18 protein-coding genes are annotated in these 18229 nt (G+C 73.6%); 11 read left to right on the top strand and 7 right to left on the bottom strand.

The genetic code is table 11. The annotated features are described in order from the left end of the window. Positions 1 to 48: 48 nt before the first annotated feature. Together H295_RS0127170 and H295_RS0127165 are read right to left on the bottom strand one after the other, a co-directional pair. Complete coding sequence (locus H295_RS0127170) at positions 49 to 1227, bottom strand: acyl-CoA dehydrogenase family protein (protein WP_020138512.1); 1179 nt, start codon at positions 1225 to 1227, stop codon at positions 49 to 51. Between the two features lie 119 nt (positions 1228 to 1346). After that, entirely contained in the window at positions 1347 to 1721 is a 375-nt protein-coding gene (locus tag H295_RS0127165) for a hypothetical protein (protein ID WP_020138511.1), read from the bottom strand. A 104-nt stretch (positions 1722 to 1825) separates the two neighbouring features. Between H295_RS0127165 and H295_RS0127160 the strand changes: the two genes are divergently transcribed. Further along, positions 1826 to 2200: a DUF6479 family protein gene (locus H295_RS0127160; RefSeq protein WP_106960953.1), complete on the top strand. Its 375-nt coding sequence runs from the start codon at positions 1826 to 1828 to the stop codon at positions 2198 to 2200. A gap of 45 nt (positions 2201 to 2245) precedes the next feature. Here H295_RS0127160 and H295_RS0127155 read toward each other — a convergent pair whose 3' ends face one another. Further along, the gene (locus H295_RS0127155) at positions 2246 to 3979 is read right to left on the bottom strand and encodes a glycoside hydrolase family 15 protein (RefSeq protein ID WP_020138509.1); all 1734 of its coding nucleotides are present in this window, start codon (positions 3977 to 3979) and stop codon (positions 2246 to 2248) included. A 229-nt stretch (positions 3980 to 4208) separates the two neighbouring features. On the opposite strand from H295_RS0127155, the gene H295_RS0127150 reads away from it, so the two are divergent. Then, a complete protein-coding gene (locus H295_RS0127150) occupies positions 4209 to 5591 on the top strand; it encodes a hypothetical protein (protein WP_020138508.1) in 1383 nt (460 codons plus the stop codon). A 70-nt stretch (positions 5592 to 5661) separates the two neighbouring features. Here H295_RS0127150 and H295_RS0127145 read toward each other — a convergent pair whose 3' ends face one another. After that, positions 5662 to 6096, bottom strand: a complete 435-nt coding sequence (locus H295_RS0127145; RefSeq protein WP_020138507.1) for a hypothetical protein — start codon at positions 6094 to 6096, stop codon at positions 5662 to 5664. 112 nt (positions 6097 to 6208) lie between these two features. Between H295_RS0127145 and H295_RS0127140 the strand changes: the two genes are divergently transcribed. From H295_RS0127140 to H295_RS48040, 4 genes are read left to right on the top strand one after another with little or no spacing between them, the layout of a single operon-like run. After that, complete coding sequence (locus tag H295_RS0127140; RefSeq protein WP_020138506.1) at positions 6209 to 7606, top strand: hypothetical protein; 1398 nt, start codon at positions 6209 to 6211, stop codon at positions 7604 to 7606. Further along, positions 7606 to 8871 carry a hypothetical protein gene (locus H295_RS0127135; RefSeq protein ID WP_020138505.1) on the top strand — a complete coding sequence of 422 codons (1266 nt, stop codon included), beginning with the start codon at positions 7606 to 7608 and terminating at the stop codon, positions 8869 to 8871. Before H295_RS0127140 ends, H295_RS0127135 begins: the two co-directional genes overlap by 1 nt. Before the next feature lie 3 nt (positions 8872 to 8874). Further along, the gene (locus tag H295_RS48045) at positions 8875 to 10515 is read left to right on the top strand and encodes a hypothetical protein (RefSeq protein WP_020138504.1); all 1641 of its coding nucleotides are present in this window, start codon (positions 8875 to 8877) and stop codon (positions 10513 to 10515) included. A gap of 56 nt (positions 10516 to 10571) precedes the next feature. After that, complete coding sequence (locus H295_RS48040; RefSeq protein WP_234021691.1) at positions 10572 to 11783, top strand: CHAT domain-containing protein; 1212 nt, start codon at positions 10572 to 10574, stop codon at positions 11781 to 11783. Here H295_RS48040 and H295_RS0127120 read toward each other — a convergent pair. Next, positions 11776 to 12651, bottom strand: coding sequence for a DUF3592 domain-containing protein (locus H295_RS0127120; protein WP_020138502.1), 876 nt, complete (start codon positions 12649 to 12651; stop codon positions 11776 to 11778). The genes H295_RS48040 and H295_RS0127120 overlap by 8 nt on opposite strands. Before the next feature lie 215 nt (positions 12652 to 12866). On the opposite strand from H295_RS0127120, the gene dhaK reads away from it, so the two are divergent. From dhaK to H295_RS0127105, 3 genes are read left to right on the top strand one after another with little or no spacing between them, the layout of a single operon-like run. Beyond that, entirely contained in the window at positions 12867 to 13859 is a 993-nt protein-coding gene (dhaK, locus tag H295_RS0127115) for a dihydroxyacetone kinase subunit DhaK (RefSeq protein ID WP_020138501.1), read from the top strand. Between the two features lie 37 nt (positions 13860 to 13896). Next, a complete protein-coding gene (gene dhaL, locus H295_RS0127110; protein WP_020138500.1) occupies positions 13897 to 14496 on the top strand; it encodes a dihydroxyacetone kinase subunit DhaL in 600 nt (199 codons plus the stop codon). Further along, complete coding sequence (locus H295_RS0127105) at positions 14489 to 14899, top strand: PTS-dependent dihydroxyacetone kinase phosphotransferase subunit DhaM (RefSeq protein ID WP_020138499.1); 411 nt, start codon at positions 14489 to 14491, stop codon at positions 14897 to 14899. Before dhaL ends, H295_RS0127105 begins: the two co-directional genes overlap by 8 nt. A gap of 70 nt (positions 14900 to 14969) precedes the next feature. Here the strand turns inward: H295_RS0127105 and H295_RS0127100 are convergent, their stop codons facing one another. Further along, the gene (locus H295_RS0127100) at positions 14970 to 15692 is read right to left on the bottom strand and encodes a glycoside hydrolase family 75 protein (protein WP_020138498.1); all 723 of its coding nucleotides are present in this window, start codon (positions 15690 to 15692) and stop codon (positions 14970 to 14972) included. A 219-nt stretch (positions 15693 to 15911) separates the two neighbouring features. Between H295_RS0127100 and H295_RS0127095 the strand changes: the two genes are divergently transcribed. After that, positions 15912 to 16892 (top strand): fibronectin type III domain-containing protein, encoded by a 981-nt coding sequence (locus tag H295_RS0127095; protein WP_028809792.1) that lies wholly within the window; start codon positions 15912 to 15914, stop codon positions 16890 to 16892. Positions 16893 to 17069: 177 nt separating this feature from the next. Next, positions 17070 to 17621, top strand: coding sequence for a hypothetical protein (locus H295_RS0127090; RefSeq protein ID WP_020138496.1), 552 nt, complete (start codon positions 17070 to 17072; stop codon positions 17619 to 17621). A 63-nt stretch (positions 17622 to 17684) separates the two neighbouring features. Here H295_RS0127090 and H295_RS0127085 read toward each other — a convergent pair whose 3' ends face one another. Next, positions 17685 to 18227 (bottom strand): PadR family transcriptional regulator, encoded by a 543-nt coding sequence (locus H295_RS0127085; protein ID WP_020138495.1) that lies wholly within the window; start codon positions 18225 to 18227, stop codon positions 17685 to 17687. Between the last annotated feature and the right edge of the window lie 2 nt (positions 18228 to 18229).

Raw genomic sequence — 18229 nt, 5'->3', positions numbered from 1 at the left:
CTTCTCCAGCCCGACCCGCGAGGGCTAAGAATCCTCGTCACAGGAAGGCTAACGCCGTACCCTCGGCATCCCCAGACCGATCCACGAGATGATCTCGCGCTGGATCTCGTTGTTGCCGCCGCCGAAGGTGAAGATGACGGCCGAGCGGTAGCCGCGCTCCAGCTCGCCGTGCAGGACGTCGCCGACCGAGCCCTCCTTCAGGGCGCCCGCCGCCGCGACGATCTCCATGAGCCACGCGTAGGCGTCCCGGCGGGCCTCGGAGCCGTAGACCTTGACGGCGGAGGCGTCCTGGGGGGTGAGGGTGCCGTTCTGGACGGCGTTCACCATCCGCCAGTTGAGGAGCTTGAGCGCGTCGAGCCGGGTGTGGGTCTGGGCGAGGCGGCGGCGCACCCACGGCAGGTCGATCACCCGGCGGCCGTCGGCGAGCTTGGTCTCCATGGCCCAGCGCTGGACGTTCTGAAGGGCGCGGATGGCCATGGTGCCGTGGGCGGCGAGGGTGACCCGCTCGTGGTTGAGCTGGTTGGTGATCAGCCGCCAGCCCTGGTTCTCCTCACCGACCCGGTGCGAGACGGGGACCCGGACGTTCTCGTAGTAGCTGGCCGTGGTGTCGTGCGAGGCGAGGGTGTTGATGAGGGTGCAGGAGTAGCCGGGGTCGGTGGTCGGCATCAGGAGCATGGTGATGCCCTTGTGCGGCGGGGCGTCCGGGTCGGTGCGGACGGCGAGCCACACCCAGTCGGCGGTGTCACCGTTGGTGGTCCAGATCTTGTGCCCGTTGACGACGTACTCGTCGCCGTCGCGTACGGCGCGCGTCTTCAGGGAGGCGAGGTCGGTGCCCGCGCCGGGCTCGCTGTAGCCGATGGCGAAGTCGATCTCGCCGGAGAGGATGCGCGGCAGGAACCAGGACTTCTGCTCCTCGGTGCCGTACCGCATGATCGTCGGCCCGACGGTGTTGAGGGCCATCAGCGGCAGCGGTACGCCGGCCTGGGCGGCCTCGTCGAAGAAGATGAACTGTTCCATCGCGGTCAGGCCGCGGCCGCCGTACTCCTCGGGCCAGCCGACGCCGAGCCAGCCGTCGGTGCCGAGGCGGCGGATGGTGTCGCGGTAGAAGCGCTTCTGGGCCTCCCGGTCGGTGAAGCGGGCGTGCGCGTTGTCCGGGACCAGGTCGGCGAAGTAGGCGCGCAGTTCGGTGCGCAGCCGCTGCTGCTCGGGCGTGTGGTCGAGATGCACGGCGCCTCCAGGCTCCCAGGCCGGTCCTGACGGCGCACACGGTAGAACGTGTTCCAGAAATTGGGAACGGTCAGGAGGGGGTCTCTCGACGCGCGGGCCCTCTCGACCGGAGGTCCGTCTCAGTGCAGGGTCGCCATGAAGTCCGTGCACGCCTGGGCGCACTCGCGGCACGCCTTGGCCGCCGCCTCCGCACCGGCGTGCCGGTCCAGGACCTGCGCGCACTCCAGGCAGACCGAGCGGCACCATTCCAGCTGGACGCGGATGCCGGCCTCGTCGAGGTGGTTCTCCTCGGAGAGCACACGGCAGGTCGCGTCGCACACCTCGGCGCACATGATGCCCTTGCGCCGCAGTAGTTCCTGCTCCTCGGTGCCGTCCGGATCGACCATGCTCGCACGCAGCGCGCAGGCACGTGCGGTCTCGGTGCACGCCTGGGCGCACGCGAACCGGTCCTCCAGGAACCGGAAGAGCTCCTGCTGGGAAGTCGTAGTCGTCACCAGGGGCGGGTAGCCGGGGTCCCGGCCGTCAAACCCCGGAGTTCCCGGGTTCGCGGCGCTCCCGGGGGTCGGTTCGCTCGCGGGTCCGGGGGTACTCGGGTGCCATGAACCAAGCCCTGAACAGCGAATGGATGGACATGGCGGCGGGCCGGGGCGGTCTCGCGGCCGGAGTGATCGCCGCGGGTGTGGTGGTCGTGGCCGTGCTGATCGGCGCCTTCTGGCTGGGCTCCCGGGTCAGGCGCCGGGAGTCGCCCCCGCCCACTCCCGAGGAGCAGCCGAAGCTGCCCGAGGGCGGGCCGGTCCGTGAGGTCAGGGAGCACCGGGAGCCCGACGAGGTGCCCCGGAGCGACACCCGGCTGACCCCGCACGACCTGCCCAACCACGGCAACAGCCCGACCCGGACCGGTTCGGGCGAGCGGCCGCGCTGGAACGAGGGCAGCAGCGGCTCCTTCGGCAGCGGCGGTCCCGGGGGCAGCTGACGGGCACGCCTGTCCGCCTCACCACTGCTGGAGGCGGCCGCCCGCTCATTCACCGAGCCGGGCGGCCGCCTCCAGCAGCAGTGCGTGGACGAAGGCCTGCGGGAGGTTGCCGCGCAGCTGCCGCTGGGCGATGTCGAACTCCTCCGCGTAGAGGCCGGACGCGCCGCAGGCGCCGCGATTGCGTTCGAACCAGCGGTACGCCTCGGCCGTCCGGCCCTGCTGGTGCTCCGCGAGCGCCATGACGAACCCGCACAGCACGAAGGCTCCCTCGGCCTCCTCCAGGGGACGGTCGTCGTGGCGGAAGCGGTAGAGGTAGTGGTCGTCGGCCAGCTCCCGGCGGCACGCGGCGAGGGTGGCCCGGGTGCGCGGGTCGGCGGCGGGCAGGGCGCCGCGTACGCCGGGCAGCAGCAGGGCGGCGTCCACGGACGGGTCGTCCGGGGTGCGCTGCCAGTGGCCGTCGGGGTGGACGCAGGTCCGCTCGGCGGCGTGGAGCAGGGTGTCGGCGAGGGCCGTGCAGGTGGCGGCGAGCGGGTGGCGCGGCGCCGCCGCCGCTACGGCCCGTAGGCCCGCGACGCAGGTGAGCCTGCTGTGGGTCCACTCCCGGTCGTCCAGCTCCCAGATCCCGGCGTCGGGCTCGCGCCACCGGTCCGACACGGCCCGCACCGCGATCTCCACGGCCTTCCAGTTGCTCTCGTCCAGTCGCCCGTGACGTTCGGCGGCCGCGAACAGCAGAAGGGCCTCGCCGAAGCAGTCGAGCTGGAACTGGTCGCCCACGTGGTTGCCGACGCGGTCGAAGCCGCCGGGGTAGCCGGGCAGGTCCAGGTCGCGCTGGGCCGGGACGGGCCGCCCGTGCACGGTGTAGGCAGGCACCAGACGGGGTCCGTCCGCATGCAGGCGCGCGGTGACGAAGTCGACGGCGGAGTCCAGGAGAACGTGGTCGCCTGCGGCGGCAGCGGCCTGTCCTGCGTAGCTCTGGTCGCGGATCCACACGTACCGGTAGTCGTAGTTGCGGCCCTCCTCGGCGCGCTCGGGCAGGCTGGTCGTCGCCGCCGCGACCATGCCCCCGCCCCGCGTGGTGAGCCCGCGCAGGACGGCGTAGGCCCGCCGCGCGTCACCGGGGGCGGCGGTGCCGTCGAGCGCCGGGACCGCCCGACGCCAGGCGGCCTCGGTGGCCGCCCAGGCCCGCCTTGGCTCCGGCGGCTCGGACGGGAAGGGGGACGCGGAGCACTCCAGCACCAGGTCGTGCCGCTCACCGGGCTTCAGCTCGATGTCGAGGTTCAGGCCGTGCTCGCCCCGGGCCGCCCCCGGGGCGCCCTGCCAGCGCAGCCGGTGTCTGCCGGTCCGCAGCTCCCACACCCCGTCGTCGCCGCGGTGCGCGGAGTCGAGCTCCGCCGCGCCGTACTCGCCGTGCGGGTCGAGGACGACGGAGAGGTGGGCCGGACCGTCGACCGCGTGCAGTTGCCGCAGCAGGACGAGACGGTCCGGGTCGCCGGGGAAGGCCAGCGCCTCACGGCACTCGACGATCCCCTCCTCGGTGACCCAGCGGCTGCGCCAGATGAGGGTGCCTTCCTCGTAGTAGCCACCGAAGACGTGTCGTCCCCGGGGAGTGATGGCGTACGCCCCCCGCCCGCCGACCAGCGCGGCGAAGACCGCGTCGTCGTGCCAGGCGGGAGCGCACAGCCACCCGATGGCACCGTCGGGCCCGATGAGCGCCCCGCGCTCACCGTCCGCCAACAGCGCGTAGTCGTGCAGCGCGTGGGGTGGGTAGGCGGTGGTCATGGGTCACGGGTACCCAGGGGTGGGGAGATCAACAGGGGGTCGGGAGGGCGGGGCCGGTCGCCGCGCGGGATGCGCGGGGGAAGCTCCGTACGGCCCTGGGGTGACGGCCAACTGCTCTCCTTTCCGCAGACGTTGACCGCCGCAGCCTGCCACAGCAGAATGAGCCCGCGCTTCCTGAGAGCGCTCTCAAAACCGTGGCCCGCCCCGGCCCGCAGCCCCGAGGAGACCCATGACCGGCAGCCCGCGCCCGCCCCTCAGCCGCCGCACCCTCATCGGAACCGGACTCGGCGTCGCGGCGCTCACCGCGGCCGGCGCCGGTTCCGCCCAGGCGGCACAGGGCCTCACGGGTGCCGCCACGCTCTCCCCGGCCGGCCGGGCGCGGGCCTTCCTCGCCGCCGCCATGGACGCATACCCGGACCACGGCACGATCCGGCTCACCCAGAGCTACAGCGACCAGGCAGGCCTGTTCAGCACCGCGTTCACGTACGACAACGCCCTCGCGATCCTGGCCCACCTCGCCTCCCCCGGCGGCGGGTCCCGGGCCGTGGCCCTCGGTGACGCGCTGCTGTACGCCCAGGCTCACGACCCCGTCCACGACGACGGCCGGTTGCGGCAGGCGTACAACGTGGGGCCGTACACCTTCTACGACGGCTCCCCGCAGCCGGACGGGTTCGTCCGGGCCGACGGCACGGCCAACGTCGGTACACAGTTCGGCTTCACCGGCACCGCCGTGGGCGACATGGCGTGGGCCGGTCTCGCGCTCGCCGCACTCGCCGCGCGGACAGGTCAGCGGCGCTTCCTCACCGGCGCGGTGCGGATCGGCGAGTGGATCGAGCGGGTCGGGCGGACCGACGAGCCGCTCGGCGGGTACAAGTTCGGCGTCGACGGGGCCGACGAGAGACTGCCGTTCACCTCGACCGAGCACAACACCGACCTGGTCGGGCTGTTCGGACGGCTCGCCCGGCTCACCGGGGACCGGGTCTGGCGGGAGCGCCGGGCGCGGGCGCGGGCCTTCGTCGAGAAGATGTGGGAGCCCGAGGGCGGGTTCTTCTACACCGGCACCAACGACGGCGTGACGGTCAACAGGTCCCCGGTCCCGGAGGACACCCAGACCTGGACCCACCTCGCGCTCGCCTCCCCGGCCCACTCCCGCTCCCTCGACTGGGCCGCGTCCCGACTGGCCGTCCGGGACACCGCGAACCGCCCCAACAGCACGGTCCCTGCGGGCCAGTCCTACGAGGGCGTCACCTTCAGCTCCGCGAGCCTGCTGGCCGACGAGAGCGCTCCGATCGCGGAGGGGCAGCCGAAGCCCGACCGCAACGGCGTCTGGTTCGAGGGCACCGCCCACCTCGCCCTCGCCCTGCGGGAGCGGGGCGGGTCCGGGGACGAGAAGCGCGCCCGACGGCTCCTCGCTTCCGTCGAACGCGCCCAGGACCTCCTCGGCACCGGCCAGACCACCGGCGGCACACCCCTGCCCGCCCGCTCCGGGATCGTCTCGGCGAGCAGCCCCCTCGACACGGGCTTCGGGTTCGGCTACTACCCGTACCGGCACACGGGCGCCACCGCGTGGTACCTCCTGGCGGCGTCCCGCGCCAACCCGCTGCGGGCGTGAGCGGACGTCTCCCGACCGGGCTGCCGTCGGGGCCGACACGGAACCCGGCCTGTTCCGTACGGCGCCGTCGTCACCCGGTCTGCCCGTCGCCCGCGTAGAGGTAGCCGCCGGGGTTCGCGGGGTCCTGGATCAGCAGTACCTGATCGCCGGTGCGGGGGATGCGCAGCTTGGACACGAGGGTCTGGAGCCTGATCGGTCCGCCGGTGTCCCCGACCGTTCCGGCCGGACGGAGGACCAGGTCGACCACCGGGTCGAAGTTGACCAGCTTGCCGGTGTCGCTGATCGACACGACGACCGCGGGGACCGTCGGTACGCCCATGGCGAGCAACTGCTGCACGTTTCCCGCGGAGTTGTACGCGCCGATCGTCTGCTGGACTCGGGCGTGGTCCTCCTGGCCGAGTGCCGCACGCGTCATCCGGCCGTAGAAGCCCTTGCCCGCCGCCACCTGCTCCGCGATCCTGGCCGCCTTCTCCTCACGGCTCCTGCCCCTGCCGAAGATGCCCATGCCGTGCCTGCCCTTCCGGTCCGTTCTGCCTGGTGAGGGCGACGTTAGAAGGCGGGTGGCGCCTACCGATCCCAGGTTCGACCGTCTGTTCCCCAGGACGTACGCTCTGCCCATGCCGTCCCCGAGCCAGCCGACGACCGACGAGCGCCGTCCGCGCGCCATGGTCATCGACAGGGCCTGGCGCGGCCTCGGGCCGGGATGCCGGGCGTTGAGCGGCCCCGGCGGCGCACCGCTCACGCGGACGGTCAAGCTGATCGTGCTGCCGCTGATCGTCCGGCCCGCGCTGCGGCCGGAGTTCGCCGCCGACTTCCTCGACGCGCGGGAGGCGGAGCAACTCGACGCCCTGATCCGGGAGTTCGGCGCGGTCCTGGAAGCGACGGCACAGTGGTTCACGCTGCTGAAGAAGACCCGCCGCGTCCTGGGGATCGTGGCGGGCAACCCCCAGGACCTGTATTTCCAGCGGTGCTTCGAGCTGGCCACCGAGCACGGGGCGCCGGGACCCGGCGCGGAGGCCGTGGCGAAGTCGGTGCTCGCCGACGTCGTGGACGCCACCGGCGGACGGACCGTGGAGGCGCTGAAGGAGCATCTGGCGGACTCCGCCCGGCGGGCCCGTCTCGACGCCGAACTGACAGCGGCATGGGACGGTCGCGAAGAAGCCACGGCCGCCGTCGACACGGGCCTGGCGGCCGAGGTTCTCGACGCCTGCGGTGTCCCGGGGGCTGTTTCGCCGGCCTTCGCCGCCATGGTCCGGGCCGGACACGGCAGCCTGCTCGGGCGGGCCCTGTGGTCGGCTCATCCGGCCGACGTCTGGGACCGCGCCGACGTCGGGGCCCGCGCCGATCTCTGGGGTCGCTCCGACGTACCCCCGCACCTCGGACTGACCGCGCACCGCGTGCCCCCACGCCCCGGAGTCGGCCGCAGCGCCTCGACCGCCACGCTCCCCGCGCCGTTCGACCGTACCCTCTTCGAACGGCTCTTCACCGTGCTCCAGACGTCCACCCATCGCGAGCAACTGCCCACCGTGCCGGAGCTCGTCGGGCGGGAGGTCGGCCGCAGCTGTGCCCCGCTGGGCCTGCACGACGAGAGCCTGCGCGTCGCCGTCGTGCTCGGCGGCCGACTCGCGGCGGGTCTCGATCCGCTGGGCACCAGAGGCTTCGCGGCGGGGTCGACAGCGGCGCACCGCATCGTCAACAGCCGCTGGCAGCGGGAGGCTTCGGTGCTCCGGGCCCGCAGGATGACCGTCTCCCCCGGCCCCGACCCGGACGGTGGTGTGCTGAACGCCCTCGCCCAGGACCTGCGCACCCCGTGGACCGCCTATATGCGGCGGCTCTGGGTGAGGCTGCACGGGCGCGATGTCCGTGAGGCGGCACTGCCCGACGCGGCGTCGGCCTGGAGCGTGCTGGACGGGGTGGCCCGCTCGGTGATGATGGACCACCGGGCCCGCGTCCGTACGGCGCTGCGCACCCTGTCGGCGAGCTCCGAGCCCGCCGCCGAGCCGAGGAGCGCGTGATGCCCGCACGGGGCCCTGCCGTCACGCGCGCCGAGGACGGCACCGTACAGATCGCGGAACCCTTCACGGGTCCCGCGTTCACCCGGGCCGTTCTCGACGTCGCGGGCGCGGTTCTGACCTGGCCCGTCCTCGGTCCAACAGGGCTGCCGGCAGCGGAGATTCACGACGTGGGGCGGGCCCAGCAGTGGCTGTGGGCGGTCTACGGCGAGCGTACGGCCGCGGCTGTCGACGCCGTCGCGTCGGGTGCCGCGGAAGCCGCTGCTGAACTGATGCCGCCCGAGCAGCCGACCGCCCTCGCCGGGAGTGCGGCCCGCCTTGCCTTCTGCCACTGGGCGGCCCGTTGGTGGCCGGCATCGCACCTGGACGGGATTCCCGCACTCGAACCGGGCGTACTGGGGCTGGAGTTGGCCGCTCTCACCCACGAATGCCAGCAACTGCTGGACGAAGCAGGCGAGGTGGAGGGTCACGAGCTGCTGGAGGAGCATCTGCCGGCGCTCGCCCCGCTGATCCGGTGGCGGCAGTCGGCGGCCTCGCCTCGCCGACTGGACCGAGTCCTGCGGCTGATCGACGACGCGGCCGACAGTCTCGGACTGGACGGGGAGGCGCTCGGGAGGCTTAGGTCGGCGCTGGAGCAGGACGCCGGGCCGGCGGGCACTCCGCTCGTTCTCGCCGATCTCTTCGTGCGGCAGCGGGAGTTCGCTCTCGCGGCAGGAGGTGCGCACCCCGCGACCGGCCGTGTGATCGCCCGGGGCCAGGGGAGCAACGACTGGTGCCGCTACCCGCCCGGTTTCGTGGACGCGGCCGAGGGCGCCGTGTCCTGGTCGGTGCTCGCCCTCGGTGCGGGACGGCGGATCGAGGTGGAGGTCGTGGCCGGCCACATGGCCCCCGTGGGCGGGGTGCGCCTCGCGGCGGAGGTCTCCGTGGACGGGGTGCACCCCGCGGCGGGGGTCTCCCCGGACGGCGGTCCGCCGAGCCGTGTTCCGCTGGCCAGGCGGGACGACGTGTGGACCGGCCGGGCGGACCTGGACATCCGGGCCTCGACGACACCGCACGTCGACGTCGGCATCCTGCTGCCGGGGTTCGATCCGGGACGGGGTGCCGATGACCGGGCGGGTTCCGATGACCGGGCGGCACGCGAGGCGGTGCGGGCCCTGGCCCGGCGGCGGCTCGGCGAGGCGGCGGCACCGTTCGACGGCGGGGCCGCGCCGTCGGGCCCGTTCCTCGCCGAGATCGTGGCCGCCGCTGCCGCGGAGGAGGACTTCTAGGCCATGCCGGACGACACGCAGGACCCTCAGCCCGCGGCCGACGCGGATGCGGCGGTAGGGCCCGGCTACGGCGAGCCCTTCGACAGCGGCTTCGCCCTCGCCGAACGCCATCAGCTCACCCCGGATCCGCCGGCCGCCCTGGCCGTCTACGGCGACCTCCTCGCCGTGGCCGAGTCGTTGGAGGACTCCCCGGACGTACGACTGCTGCGCGGGCATCTGCTGTCGGACATCGGGACGGTTCAGCTCGCGGCCACGGATCTGCCCGGGGCGGCCCTGTCCGTCGAGCGGTCCCTGGATCTGGTGCGGGGCGTCGCGTCCGTGCCGATGGGGCCGAACGGCCGCCGGCTGTGGCTGGAGATCCTGCTGAAGACACTGCTGGCCAGGGCGGAACTGCTGCGCAGGACCGGGCAGTTCGACGAGGCGCAGCAGGCGGTGGACGAGGCGGCGGCCCTGCTGGCGGAGTTCGACGACGTCGAGGGGCTGCGCACCGCCGAGATCGGCCTGACCCGGGTGCGTCTGCTGATGGACCGCAGCGCCTGGGGCGCGGCCGAGGAACTGGCCCTCACGCTGCTGGCGGACGCACCGCTCGCCGAACCGTACCTGCTGGACTGCCTGGGGGTCGTCTGCGCCTCGACCGTGCGGTTCGAGCAGGCGGAGGACTGGTTCGCCCGTGCGGAGGAGGCCCATCTGAGGCTGGGCCACCACGCGGAACGCCACCAGGTGCTCGCCCACCGGGCCTACGCGGCGCTGCGGGCCGGCGACCTCGACCGCGCGGAGGAGCTGTACGCGAAGGCCGCGGAGATCTTCGAACGGCAGGGCCGGGCCGAGGACCTGGCGGTCTGCGAACAGGCCCGTGCCGCCATCGCCGCGCACCGCGGGGACACGGCCGGCGCCGCCGCGCTGACCGCGTCCAGCCTGGCCCGCTTCCAGCAGGTCGGTGCCGCGGTCGCCGCCGCCGACACCCTGCTGATGGGCGCCCGGCACGCGTACGAGCGGGGTGACATCGACGAGATGAAGCGGCTCGCCCAGGGCGCGCGGGACGTGTACCAGGAGCGCGAGGTGTACGAGCGGTGCGCCCAGGTGGACCTGATGCTCGCGCTCACCCTCGAGGACAACCTGAACCGGGCCGACCACGGCGTCCACGAGCGGGCCTCGATCGCGACCGCGCTCTCCCTCGCCCTGCCCGCCGCCCTGGCCCTGGAGGCGGCCCGCTACGACTTCGCGACCGCCCACGCCCGCAGCCAGTGGCTCCGACTGGCGGATGAGGCCATGCAGTTGGCCTTCCGCCTGGCACTCCGCAGCAACGACCAGGGGCTGATCTTCGAGCTGGTGGAGCACCGGTGCGCGGGCGCCTCCCTCGCGCTGAGCCGCACCTCCACCGCGGACCGGGCGGCGGCCGTCTTCCCGGACGCCGCCAGGAAGACGTACGCCCCCGACGACGGCGCTCCCCTGACGCTGGGCGGTGTTGCGGCCGAGGCCGCCGCCTCCGTCGGTCTGCGGGTCGCGCCGCCACCGAAAATCGCGATGTCGGCGGGGGCCGGCGGCCGTACCGCGCTCCAGGAGTACGTCCAGGCAGCGGAGTTCCGCTATCAGCGGCGGATCGTGAGCGAGGAAGAGGTGCCGTTCTGTCCGCCGACGCTCTGACCGACCCGAACCGTCCGGTGGTCCAGGTCCGCCTCGCGGACGCCGGTGATCTCCACATGACCTGGACGTGGGTCCGTGGCGCACAGGGCTTCGGCACCGGGTACGCGCTGGGGCGGGACGTGGACGAGGCGGTCCGCGCGCTGGACGCGGCACTGCCGGGCGGCGGCACGGACGGCATGCGGCGTGCGTTCGAGTCCGGCGCGCTGGTCGCGTACGAGGACGAGCGGCACCTGTCGCGCACGCTGGCCGAGGTGCTGTGGCCGCCGGGCCTGACCGACCAGATCCGCCAGGTGTCCGCCCGCCTGGGCCGGCCGCTGATGCGGCTCCAGCCGTCGCCCCGGGTCGCCCAGGTCCCGTGGGAGCTGCTCGCCGTGGACGGTGCCGACCGTGACGTACGGCTGATCGACCTCGTGGATCTGGTCACGACGGCACCGGCGTCGCTCCGCCGGGCGAGCACCACGCCCACCGGTCAGGACCCGGACCCGGACCCGGACGCCGTGATCCTGGTCCTGGACCCCCGTGTCCCCGGCTTCCGGGCCGACTCCCCGCTCGGTTCGGTCCTGGGGCGGCCCGACTCGGACCCGGCGCTGCTGTCCCTCGTGCGGCGCAGGCTCGACGCGGGCACCGTCGTACCGTCCGTCGGCACCCCCGCCGAAGCGTTCCGCCGCACCGATCTCGACCGCGACTGGCTGGGCGAGGCCCTGCGCAGGGGTGCCCGCCGGTTGCTGTACGTCGGTCACGTCAGCGGTGCCCGCGTCGAGGGCGGGCAGAGCGAGGACGTCACCCTTCATCTGTGCTGCGGCCCCGGGACCACGGGGATGACCGAGCCGGTGCGCTCGCACCGCCCGTTGTCCGCCAAGGACCTGCTCCTGGGCACGCTCGCGCTGCGCGCCGACGGTGTACCGGGCGCTCGGCTGTGGCCCGCACCGCCGCGCGTCGCGCTGATCGCCTGCGAGAGCGGGGGCGATCTCCGCTTCGCCGAGTCCTTCGGGCTGGCCGCGGCGATGATCCACAACGGTGCCCGGCTGGTCACGGCCACCCGCTGGGCGCTCCCGACCAGCTTCGCCTTCCACCGCCTGGCCGGTGTGCCGGAGTCCGTACGGCCGCTCACGGACGCGGTGGTCGCCGTGGACGCGGCCCACGAGGACGACGACCCGGTGCGCCATCTCGGCACCTGGCAGCGGGCGCGGCTCGACCAGTGGCGCGCAGGCGGGCGCGTCGAGCACTCGCCCCTTCTCTGGGCCGCCCTGACCTGCATCGTCAGGTGAAGGGCCAGGAGTGATGAAGGCAGAAGCCGCCCAGCCCGATCGCGGCGGTCCCGGCGACCAGCAGGGTGGAGACGAACCTGATGTGCGACACGCGTTCACGGTGTTCGTGGTCCGGGTCGGCGGTGAGGAGGGACGGGTCGGCGGGCGCGTACCGGACCGCGACCTGACGGCCGAGGGACCGGGCGACGTCCGGGATGCCCCGTGTGCACAGCGCGGTGACCTCGGCGCCCTCGTGGGTGGTGAAGGCGAGGACGCAGGCGTGGCTGACGCTCTCGCCGCCTTCGCCGTCGGTGTGGACGTCCTCGGTGACGGCGACCACGCGCCCCTGGACGGTCACGCCCTCGGCGAGCTGGGCGGCGCGGGCCCGGGCGTACGCGCCGTCCCGGCTGAGCGCTGCGACGAGGAGCAGCAGGACACCGACGCAGATCAGGCCCCACGGCCGGCCCCACGCGAAGAACGACTGGACGACCAGTCCGAGGACCAGCAGGATCACCATGCAGTTCGGCCCGCCGGTCCCGGAGGTCCGCCCCTCGCTGTCCAGCATGAGAAGGAACCGTTCCGGCCGCCGCCGCGGGAACCGGACCGGGAACTCCTGCCCCACCCAGGCCACGAGCACCCGGTCGCCCCGCCTGTTCTCGTGCCGCAGCCTGAACTCCCGCCCGGTGCGGGGGTCCTGGTAGGCGATCGTCACCGGTATCCCGCGCTCCCCCGACTCACCGTGTCCCGGCGGATGCACCTCGACGACCCGGGCCGTGACCCACACCGCCCGCTGCGCCCGGGTCAGCCCGGCCAGCGAGCACGCGTACCCCACCGCCGCGAGCCCGGCAGGCACCGTCCACCACCACCAGAGCAGGTTCCGCAGATCCATTCGGCGACCCTCTCGCCACCTGGGCCCCTACCGATCCCGGGTTCGTCCCCGACGTGACCTTCGCCGATTCAAGGTCGATACTGCCCACAGCAGTGCTCTGCGACCACGCCCGTGCGACCCTCACCGACCGCCATGATCGAAAACTGCATCCATCTACTCTGAGCCGGTGCGACGCCGGTGACCGACTTGTCTGTCAATCTCTGGAGGAGACACCCATGAGGATGATCATCAACGTCCCGGAAACCGTGGTCTCGGACGCCCTGCGCGGTATGGCGGCCGCCCATCCGGAGTTGACCGTGGATGTCGAGAACCGTGTGATCGTACGGCGGGACGCACCCGTCGCCGGGAAGGTCGCCCTGGTTTCCGGTGGCGGGTCCGGGCATGAGCCGCTGCACGGCGGATTCGTCGGGCCCGGCATGCTCTCCGCGGCCTGTCCGGGCGAGGTGTTCACCTCGCCGGTGCCCGACCAGATGGTGCGGGCGGCGGCCGCCGTGGACAGCGGGGCCGGAGTGCTGTTCATCGTGAAGAACTACACGGGTGACGTGCTCAACTTCGACATGGCCGCCGAGCTCGCCGAGGACGAGGGCATCCAGGTCGCCAAGGTGCTGGTGAACGACGATGTCGCCGTCACCGACAGCCTCTACACGGCGGGCCGGCGCGGCACCGGTGCCACCCTGTTCGTGGAGAAGATCGCGGGCGCCGCGGCGGACGAGGGGCAGCCGCTGGAGCGGGTGGCGGCGATCGCCCGTCAGGTCAACGAGAACTCCCGGAGTTTCGGCGTCGCGCTGAGCGCCTGCACCACGCCCGCCAAGGGCAGCCCGACCTTCGATCTGCCCGCCGGTGAGCTGGAGTTGGGGGTCGGCATCCACGGCGAGCCCGGCCGGGAGCGGCGCTCGATGATGACCTCCCGGGAGATCGCCGACTTCTCGGTGCAGGCGATCCTCGACGACATGAGCCCGCGCAATCCCGTGCTCGTCCTGGTCAACGGCATGGGCGCCACACCCCTGTTGGAGCTGTACGGGTTCAACGCCGAGGTGCAGCGGGTGCTCGCCGAGCGCGGGGTCGCCGTCGCCCGCACCCTGGTCGGCAACTACGTCACCTCGCTCGACATGGCCGGTGCCTCCGTCACCCTGTGCCAGGTGGACGACGAGCTGCTGCGGCTGTGGGACGCGCCGGTGAAGACGGCGGGGCTGCGCTGGGGGGTGTGAGCAGGCGACCGACGTACCGACCACGCAAGGAGATCCAGTGTTCGACGCCGACTTCTTCCGCCGTTGGATGACGGCGACCGCCACGTCCGTGGACCGTGAGGCGGAGCGGCTCACCGCTCTCGACTCCCCCATCGGGGACGCCGACCACGGCAGCAACCTCCGGCGCGGCTTCACCGCGGTGACCGCGACCCTGGAGAAGGAGGCCCCGGACACCCCGGGCGGGGTCCTCACCCTCGCCGGACGCCAGCTCATCTCGACGGTCGGCGGCGCTTCGGGGCCCCTCTACGGGACGCTGCTGCGGCGCACCGGCAAAGCGCTCGGGGACACCGCCGAGGTCGGCGCGGACCAGCTGACCGAGGCGCTGCGGGCGGGCGTGGAGGCGGTCATGACGCTGGGCGGAGCCGCGCCCGGCGACAAGACCATGATCGACGCCCTGGTGCCCGCCGTCGACGCGCTCGGCACCGGCTTCGCCGCCGCGCGCACGGCCGCCGAGCAGGGAGCCCTCGCCACGACGCCGTTGCAGGCCCGCAAGGGCCGGGCGAGTTACCTCGGCGAGCGCAGCATCGGACACCAGGATCCGGGCGCCACCTCGGCCGCCCTCCTGATCGCAGCTCTCGCGGAGGCAGCCGGTGAGTGACGCAAAGCAGGTCGGGATCGTGCTGGTGTCGCACAGCGCCGAGGTGGCCGCGTCGGTCGCGGAGCTGGCGAAGGGGCTCGCGGGCGGCGGCACCGAGGTGCCCGTGGCCGCAGCGGGCGGTACCGAGGGCGGCGGTCTCGGTACGAGTGCGGAGCTGATCGCCGCCGCGGCCGCGTCCGTGGACCGCGGCGCCGGCGTGGCCGTGCTGACCGACCTCGGCAGCGCGGTGCTCACCGTCAAGGCGCTGCTGGCGGAGGGCGACGAACTTCCGGACGGCACACGCCTGGTGGACGCCCCCTTCGTCGAGGGTGCGGTGGCCGCGGTGGTCACGGCGGCCACCGGCGCCGACCTCGCGGCGGTGGAGGCGGCCGCGGCGGAGGCGTACAGCTACCGGAAGGTCTGACGGGCGGTTCGCGACGACGTGCGCAGCGGCGAGGGCCGGGCGCGGAGAACTCCCCGCCCGGCCCTCGCCGTCACCGTCTCTTGTGGCTTTTCGCCGCCTCGCCCTGGACGAACTCCCGCGCCAGCCGCTCCCCCAGGGTCACCGCGGCCTGGTGGTCCTCCATGGGCTTCACCCGGGAGTCCTTGAACACGATGTAGGTGACACCGGAGGGCGTGCCGCCGCCGCGGGGGTCGGGGCGGATGCCGAGGGCCTTCGCGGTGGCGTAGGACGCCTCTCCGATGATGCCGCTCGGGCCCACGTCCCCGACCACGGCGTACTGCACCCGGTCCTCGTACACGACGGCCGCGACGGCGCCGCCGTGCACCCCGTGGGCGCGGTAGTCCCAGATCGGGCTCGGGGCCGGGACCACGATGAACGGCAGGCGCTCGGCACTCAGATAGCGGCCGTCGGACTGCTGGTAGGCGGTGGCGTCGGAGAAGAGCGGGTCGGTGCGGCTGTTGCAGCGGCTGCCCGGACGGCCGTCGCAGTCGATGTCCATGTCGGCCTTCCAGAACACGGCCTCCTTGGTGCCGCAGACCGGGATGGTCGCGGACGTGTCCTCGTCGGCGCGGTAGCGGCCGCGCGAGACGGGAACGCAGTCCCGCACCCGGGCCAGCAGGTCGGCGGCCGGGACGGTGCCTTCCCGCCGCACCACCGGCTCCGTCCGGGCGGTGGCGACCTCCATGGCAGGGGCTGCCGTGGGGGCGAGCAGAGCGGCGCTTGCCGCGGCCAGCGTCAGCGACTGGACACGCACGATAAGGGACCCTCTCCTCGGGTGCATTGACGGGCACTCAGCCCAATCTGATGCGGTTTCAGCGGACCGGCCACCGCAAGAGGTCCGGACGGGGCAGGGGCCGCGGGGGCGGAGCCCTCGCCGGACCCCGGCCACGCGGTCGCCCTCTTGCCGCGGGTCCACCCCCGGCGCCATATTGGTCCGGACCAATTCCGTGATGTCCTCCGGGGAGGCCGAGACGTGCGAGGCGTACCCGTCCCCCTGGCCCTGTGCGCGGCACTCCTGCTCGTCGCTTGCTGCCGATGCGGCGGGCCGGACGACGGTGAGGGCGGCCCGTTGCCCGCCGCCCCCGGGGGCGTCACCGCGACCGCGGGCAGCGCGACGAGCGTGCATGTCATGTGGAACGCCGTCGGCACCGGGATCGACCGCTACGAGGTGTATCGCGGCACTACAAAGGTCGAGGAAGTGCCCGCTTCGCAGCACATGGTGGATGTCACCAGGCTGCGGCCCGCGACCCCGTATGTCTTCAGCGTGCGGGCCCGCGACACCGAGGGACGTCTCGGCCCGCCGAGCCCGGAGGCGCGGGCGACGACTCCCGCGGCCGTGGCCGCGGACCGCTCGGCCCCGACCCGCCCCGGCGGACTGCGCGGCCGGACGGCGGGCAGCCGGGCCGTCCAGCTGAGCTGGTCCGCCTCCTCGGACGACCGGGACGTCGTGTCGTACGACATCTACCAGGGCGGCAGCAAGATCCACAGCGTGGGCGGGGCCCAGACGGCGGCCGTGGTCACGGGGCTGCGTCCGGGCACGCGCTACTCGTTCACGGTCCGGGCCCGGGACGCGGCCGGCAACCTCTCGCCGGCCGCGGCGGACGTCCGTATCGGCACGCCGGGCGGCGACGACGGCCGGGACACCGCCCCGACCGACTTCCGCGCCACGGCACGGCTCGACGACGACGGGGCGTACTACCTGGACCTGGCCTGGCTCCCGCCCCGGACGGACGGGGTCGTCACCGAGTACCAGGTCCGTCTCGACGGAGCGGCGGCGACCTCGCTCGTCTTCGGCGGGACACCTCCGCGCGGGAGGACGACGTACAGCTTCTATCTGGGGCGCGAGGCCGGCGAGCGGCACCGGGTGCGGATCAGGGCCAGGCTGCCCGACGGCACCTGGGGCGGGCTGTCGGCCGAGCGGACGGTCACGACGGGCGCCGCCTCCGGCCGGTGACGACCGCGCACCTCCGGCCCGCTGGTGCGCCGGCCGGAGGATTCCGTCACCCGCACGGCGGTGCTCCGGGTGCGGGCCGGGCCGTCCGCGCATTGGCTGCCCCTGAGGCAGCACGGGCTTCCCCCACCTCGGCGGCGCCACGGATGTACCGCCAACCGTGCCGCCGGAGGGCAGTCCATGCGCACTATTCAGCCACTTCTCCGCTCCGGCCTGACCGTCGCGGCCGTCGCCGCGCTGCCGCTCGCCCTGACCGCCGGGCCCGCCGCGGCAGGCCCCGGCATCTCCGTGAGCACCTCCGGATCCACGGTCTCCGTCACCACGACGGCCTGCTCCCGCACCGCCCCCACCGGCGGCTGGGGCACCGCCTCGCTGCTCACCAGCAGCCAGGCCAACTTCAGCCAGGGCCGTCAGGTGGCCCTGTCGGGGACCACCTCGCTCCAGTCGGCCGCCTGGTCGAACGTGAGCCCAGGGACGTACACCGTCATCGTGATGTGCGCCTACAACAACAGCACGGCGGGCACCCAGTCGATCATCGTGTCCGGCTCCGCCACGCCCACGACCTCGTCCACGGCCTCCGCCTCCCCCTCACGCGGCGTCCTGGGCGGTCTGGGCGGGGCCACCAAGGACTACGGCACCGTGACGCTGGCGGTCGGCGGCGGTCTGGTGGCGGTCGGCGCGGCGGCGACGGCGTGGTTCCTGCGGCGCCGGTCGCGGCCGTACCGCCTCTGAACGCCTGCCGGGCAAGGGAGTTCACCGAACGCCTTCAGATGTACGGGAGTTCGCCGGACGCCGTCAGCTGTCCGGGAGTTCGGCCAGCTCCTCAAGGGCCTCGGTGAGCCACTGCGTCCAGAAGGTCTCCAGCTCGATGCCCGCGCGCAGGACCAGGTGCTGGAGCCTGGCCTGCGCGCCGTCCTTGCCGGGCGGGAAGTCGCGGTCCTGGATCTGCTCGTACTCCGCCAACTGCCGCCGGTGCAGGTCGAGATGGCGGCGCAGGTCGGCTTCCAGGCCGTCCGTGCCGACGACGGCGGCCGCGCGCAGCCGCAGCAGCAGGGCGTCCCGGTGCGGCTTGGGGTCCTGCGCGGCGGCCGTCCAGCGTTCGAGTTCGGCGCGGCCCGCCGGCAGGACCTCGTAGCTCTTCCTCTGGCCCCGGCTCGGCCGGTCCTCCGGGATGGCCCGGATGTAGCCCTCGGCCTCCAGTTTTCCCAGCTCGCGATAGATCTGCTGGTGCGAGGCCGACCAGAAGTAGCCGATCGACCTGTCGAACCGACGGGTCAGGTCCAGCCCCGCCGACGGCCTTTCGAGCAGTGCGGTGAGGATCGCGTGCGGGAGTGACATGG

Source organism: Streptomyces sp. 351MFTsu5.1 (assembly GCF_000383655.1).
Lineage (GTDB): Bacteria > Actinomycetota > Actinomycetes > Streptomycetales > Streptomycetaceae > Streptomyces > Streptomyces griseorubiginosus.
Note: the sequence above shows the minus strand (reverse complement) of the source record. Positions and strands in the feature narration are given on the sequence as shown.

Bases quoted from the DNA above. Each gene is read 5' to 3' on its own strand.
- H295_RS0127145 (WP_020138507.1), bottom strand. From the start codon at position 6,096: ATGGGCATCTTCGGCAGGGGCAGGAGCCGTGAGGAGAAGGCGGCCAGG.
- H295_RS0127135 (WP_020138505.1), top strand. From the start codon at position 7,606: ATGCCCGCACGGGGCCCTGCCGTCACGCGCGCCGAGGACGGCACCGTA.
- dhaK (WP_020138501.1), top strand. From the start codon at position 12,867: ATGAGGATGATCATCAACGTCCCGGAAACCGTGGTCTCGGACGCCCTG.
- H295_RS48045 (WP_020138504.1), top strand. From the start codon at position 8,875: ATGCCGGACGACACGCAGGACCCTCAGCCCGCGGCCGACGCGGATGCG.
- H295_RS48040 (WP_234021691.1), top strand. From the start codon at position 10,572: ATGACCTGGACGTGGGTCCGTGGCGCACAGGGCTTCGGCACCGGGTAC.
- H295_RS0127150 (WP_020138508.1), top strand. From the start codon at position 4,209: ATGACCGGCAGCCCGCGCCCGCCCCTCAGCCGCCGCACCCTCATCGGA.
- H295_RS0127160 (WP_106960953.1), top strand. From the start codon at position 1,826: ATGAACCAAGCCCTGAACAGCGAATGGATGGACATGGCGGCGGGCCGG.
- H295_RS0127090 (WP_020138496.1), top strand. From the start codon at position 17,070: ATGCGCACTATTCAGCCACTTCTCCGCTCCGGCCTGACCGTCGCGGCC.
- H295_RS0127085 (WP_020138495.1), bottom strand. From the start codon at position 18,227: ATGTCACTCCCGCACGCGATCCTCACCGCACTGCTCGAAAGGCCGTCG.
- H295_RS0127140 (WP_020138506.1), top strand. From the start codon at position 6,209: ATGCCGTCCCCGAGCCAGCCGACGACCGACGAGCGCCGTCCGCGCGCC.
- H295_RS0127155 (WP_020138509.1), bottom strand. From the start codon at position 3,979: ATGACCACCGCCTACCCACCCCACGCGCTGCACGACTACGCGCTGTTG.
- H295_RS0127120 (WP_020138502.1), bottom strand. From the start codon at position 12,651: ATGGATCTGCGGAACCTGCTCTGGTGGTGGTGGACGGTGCCTGCCGGG.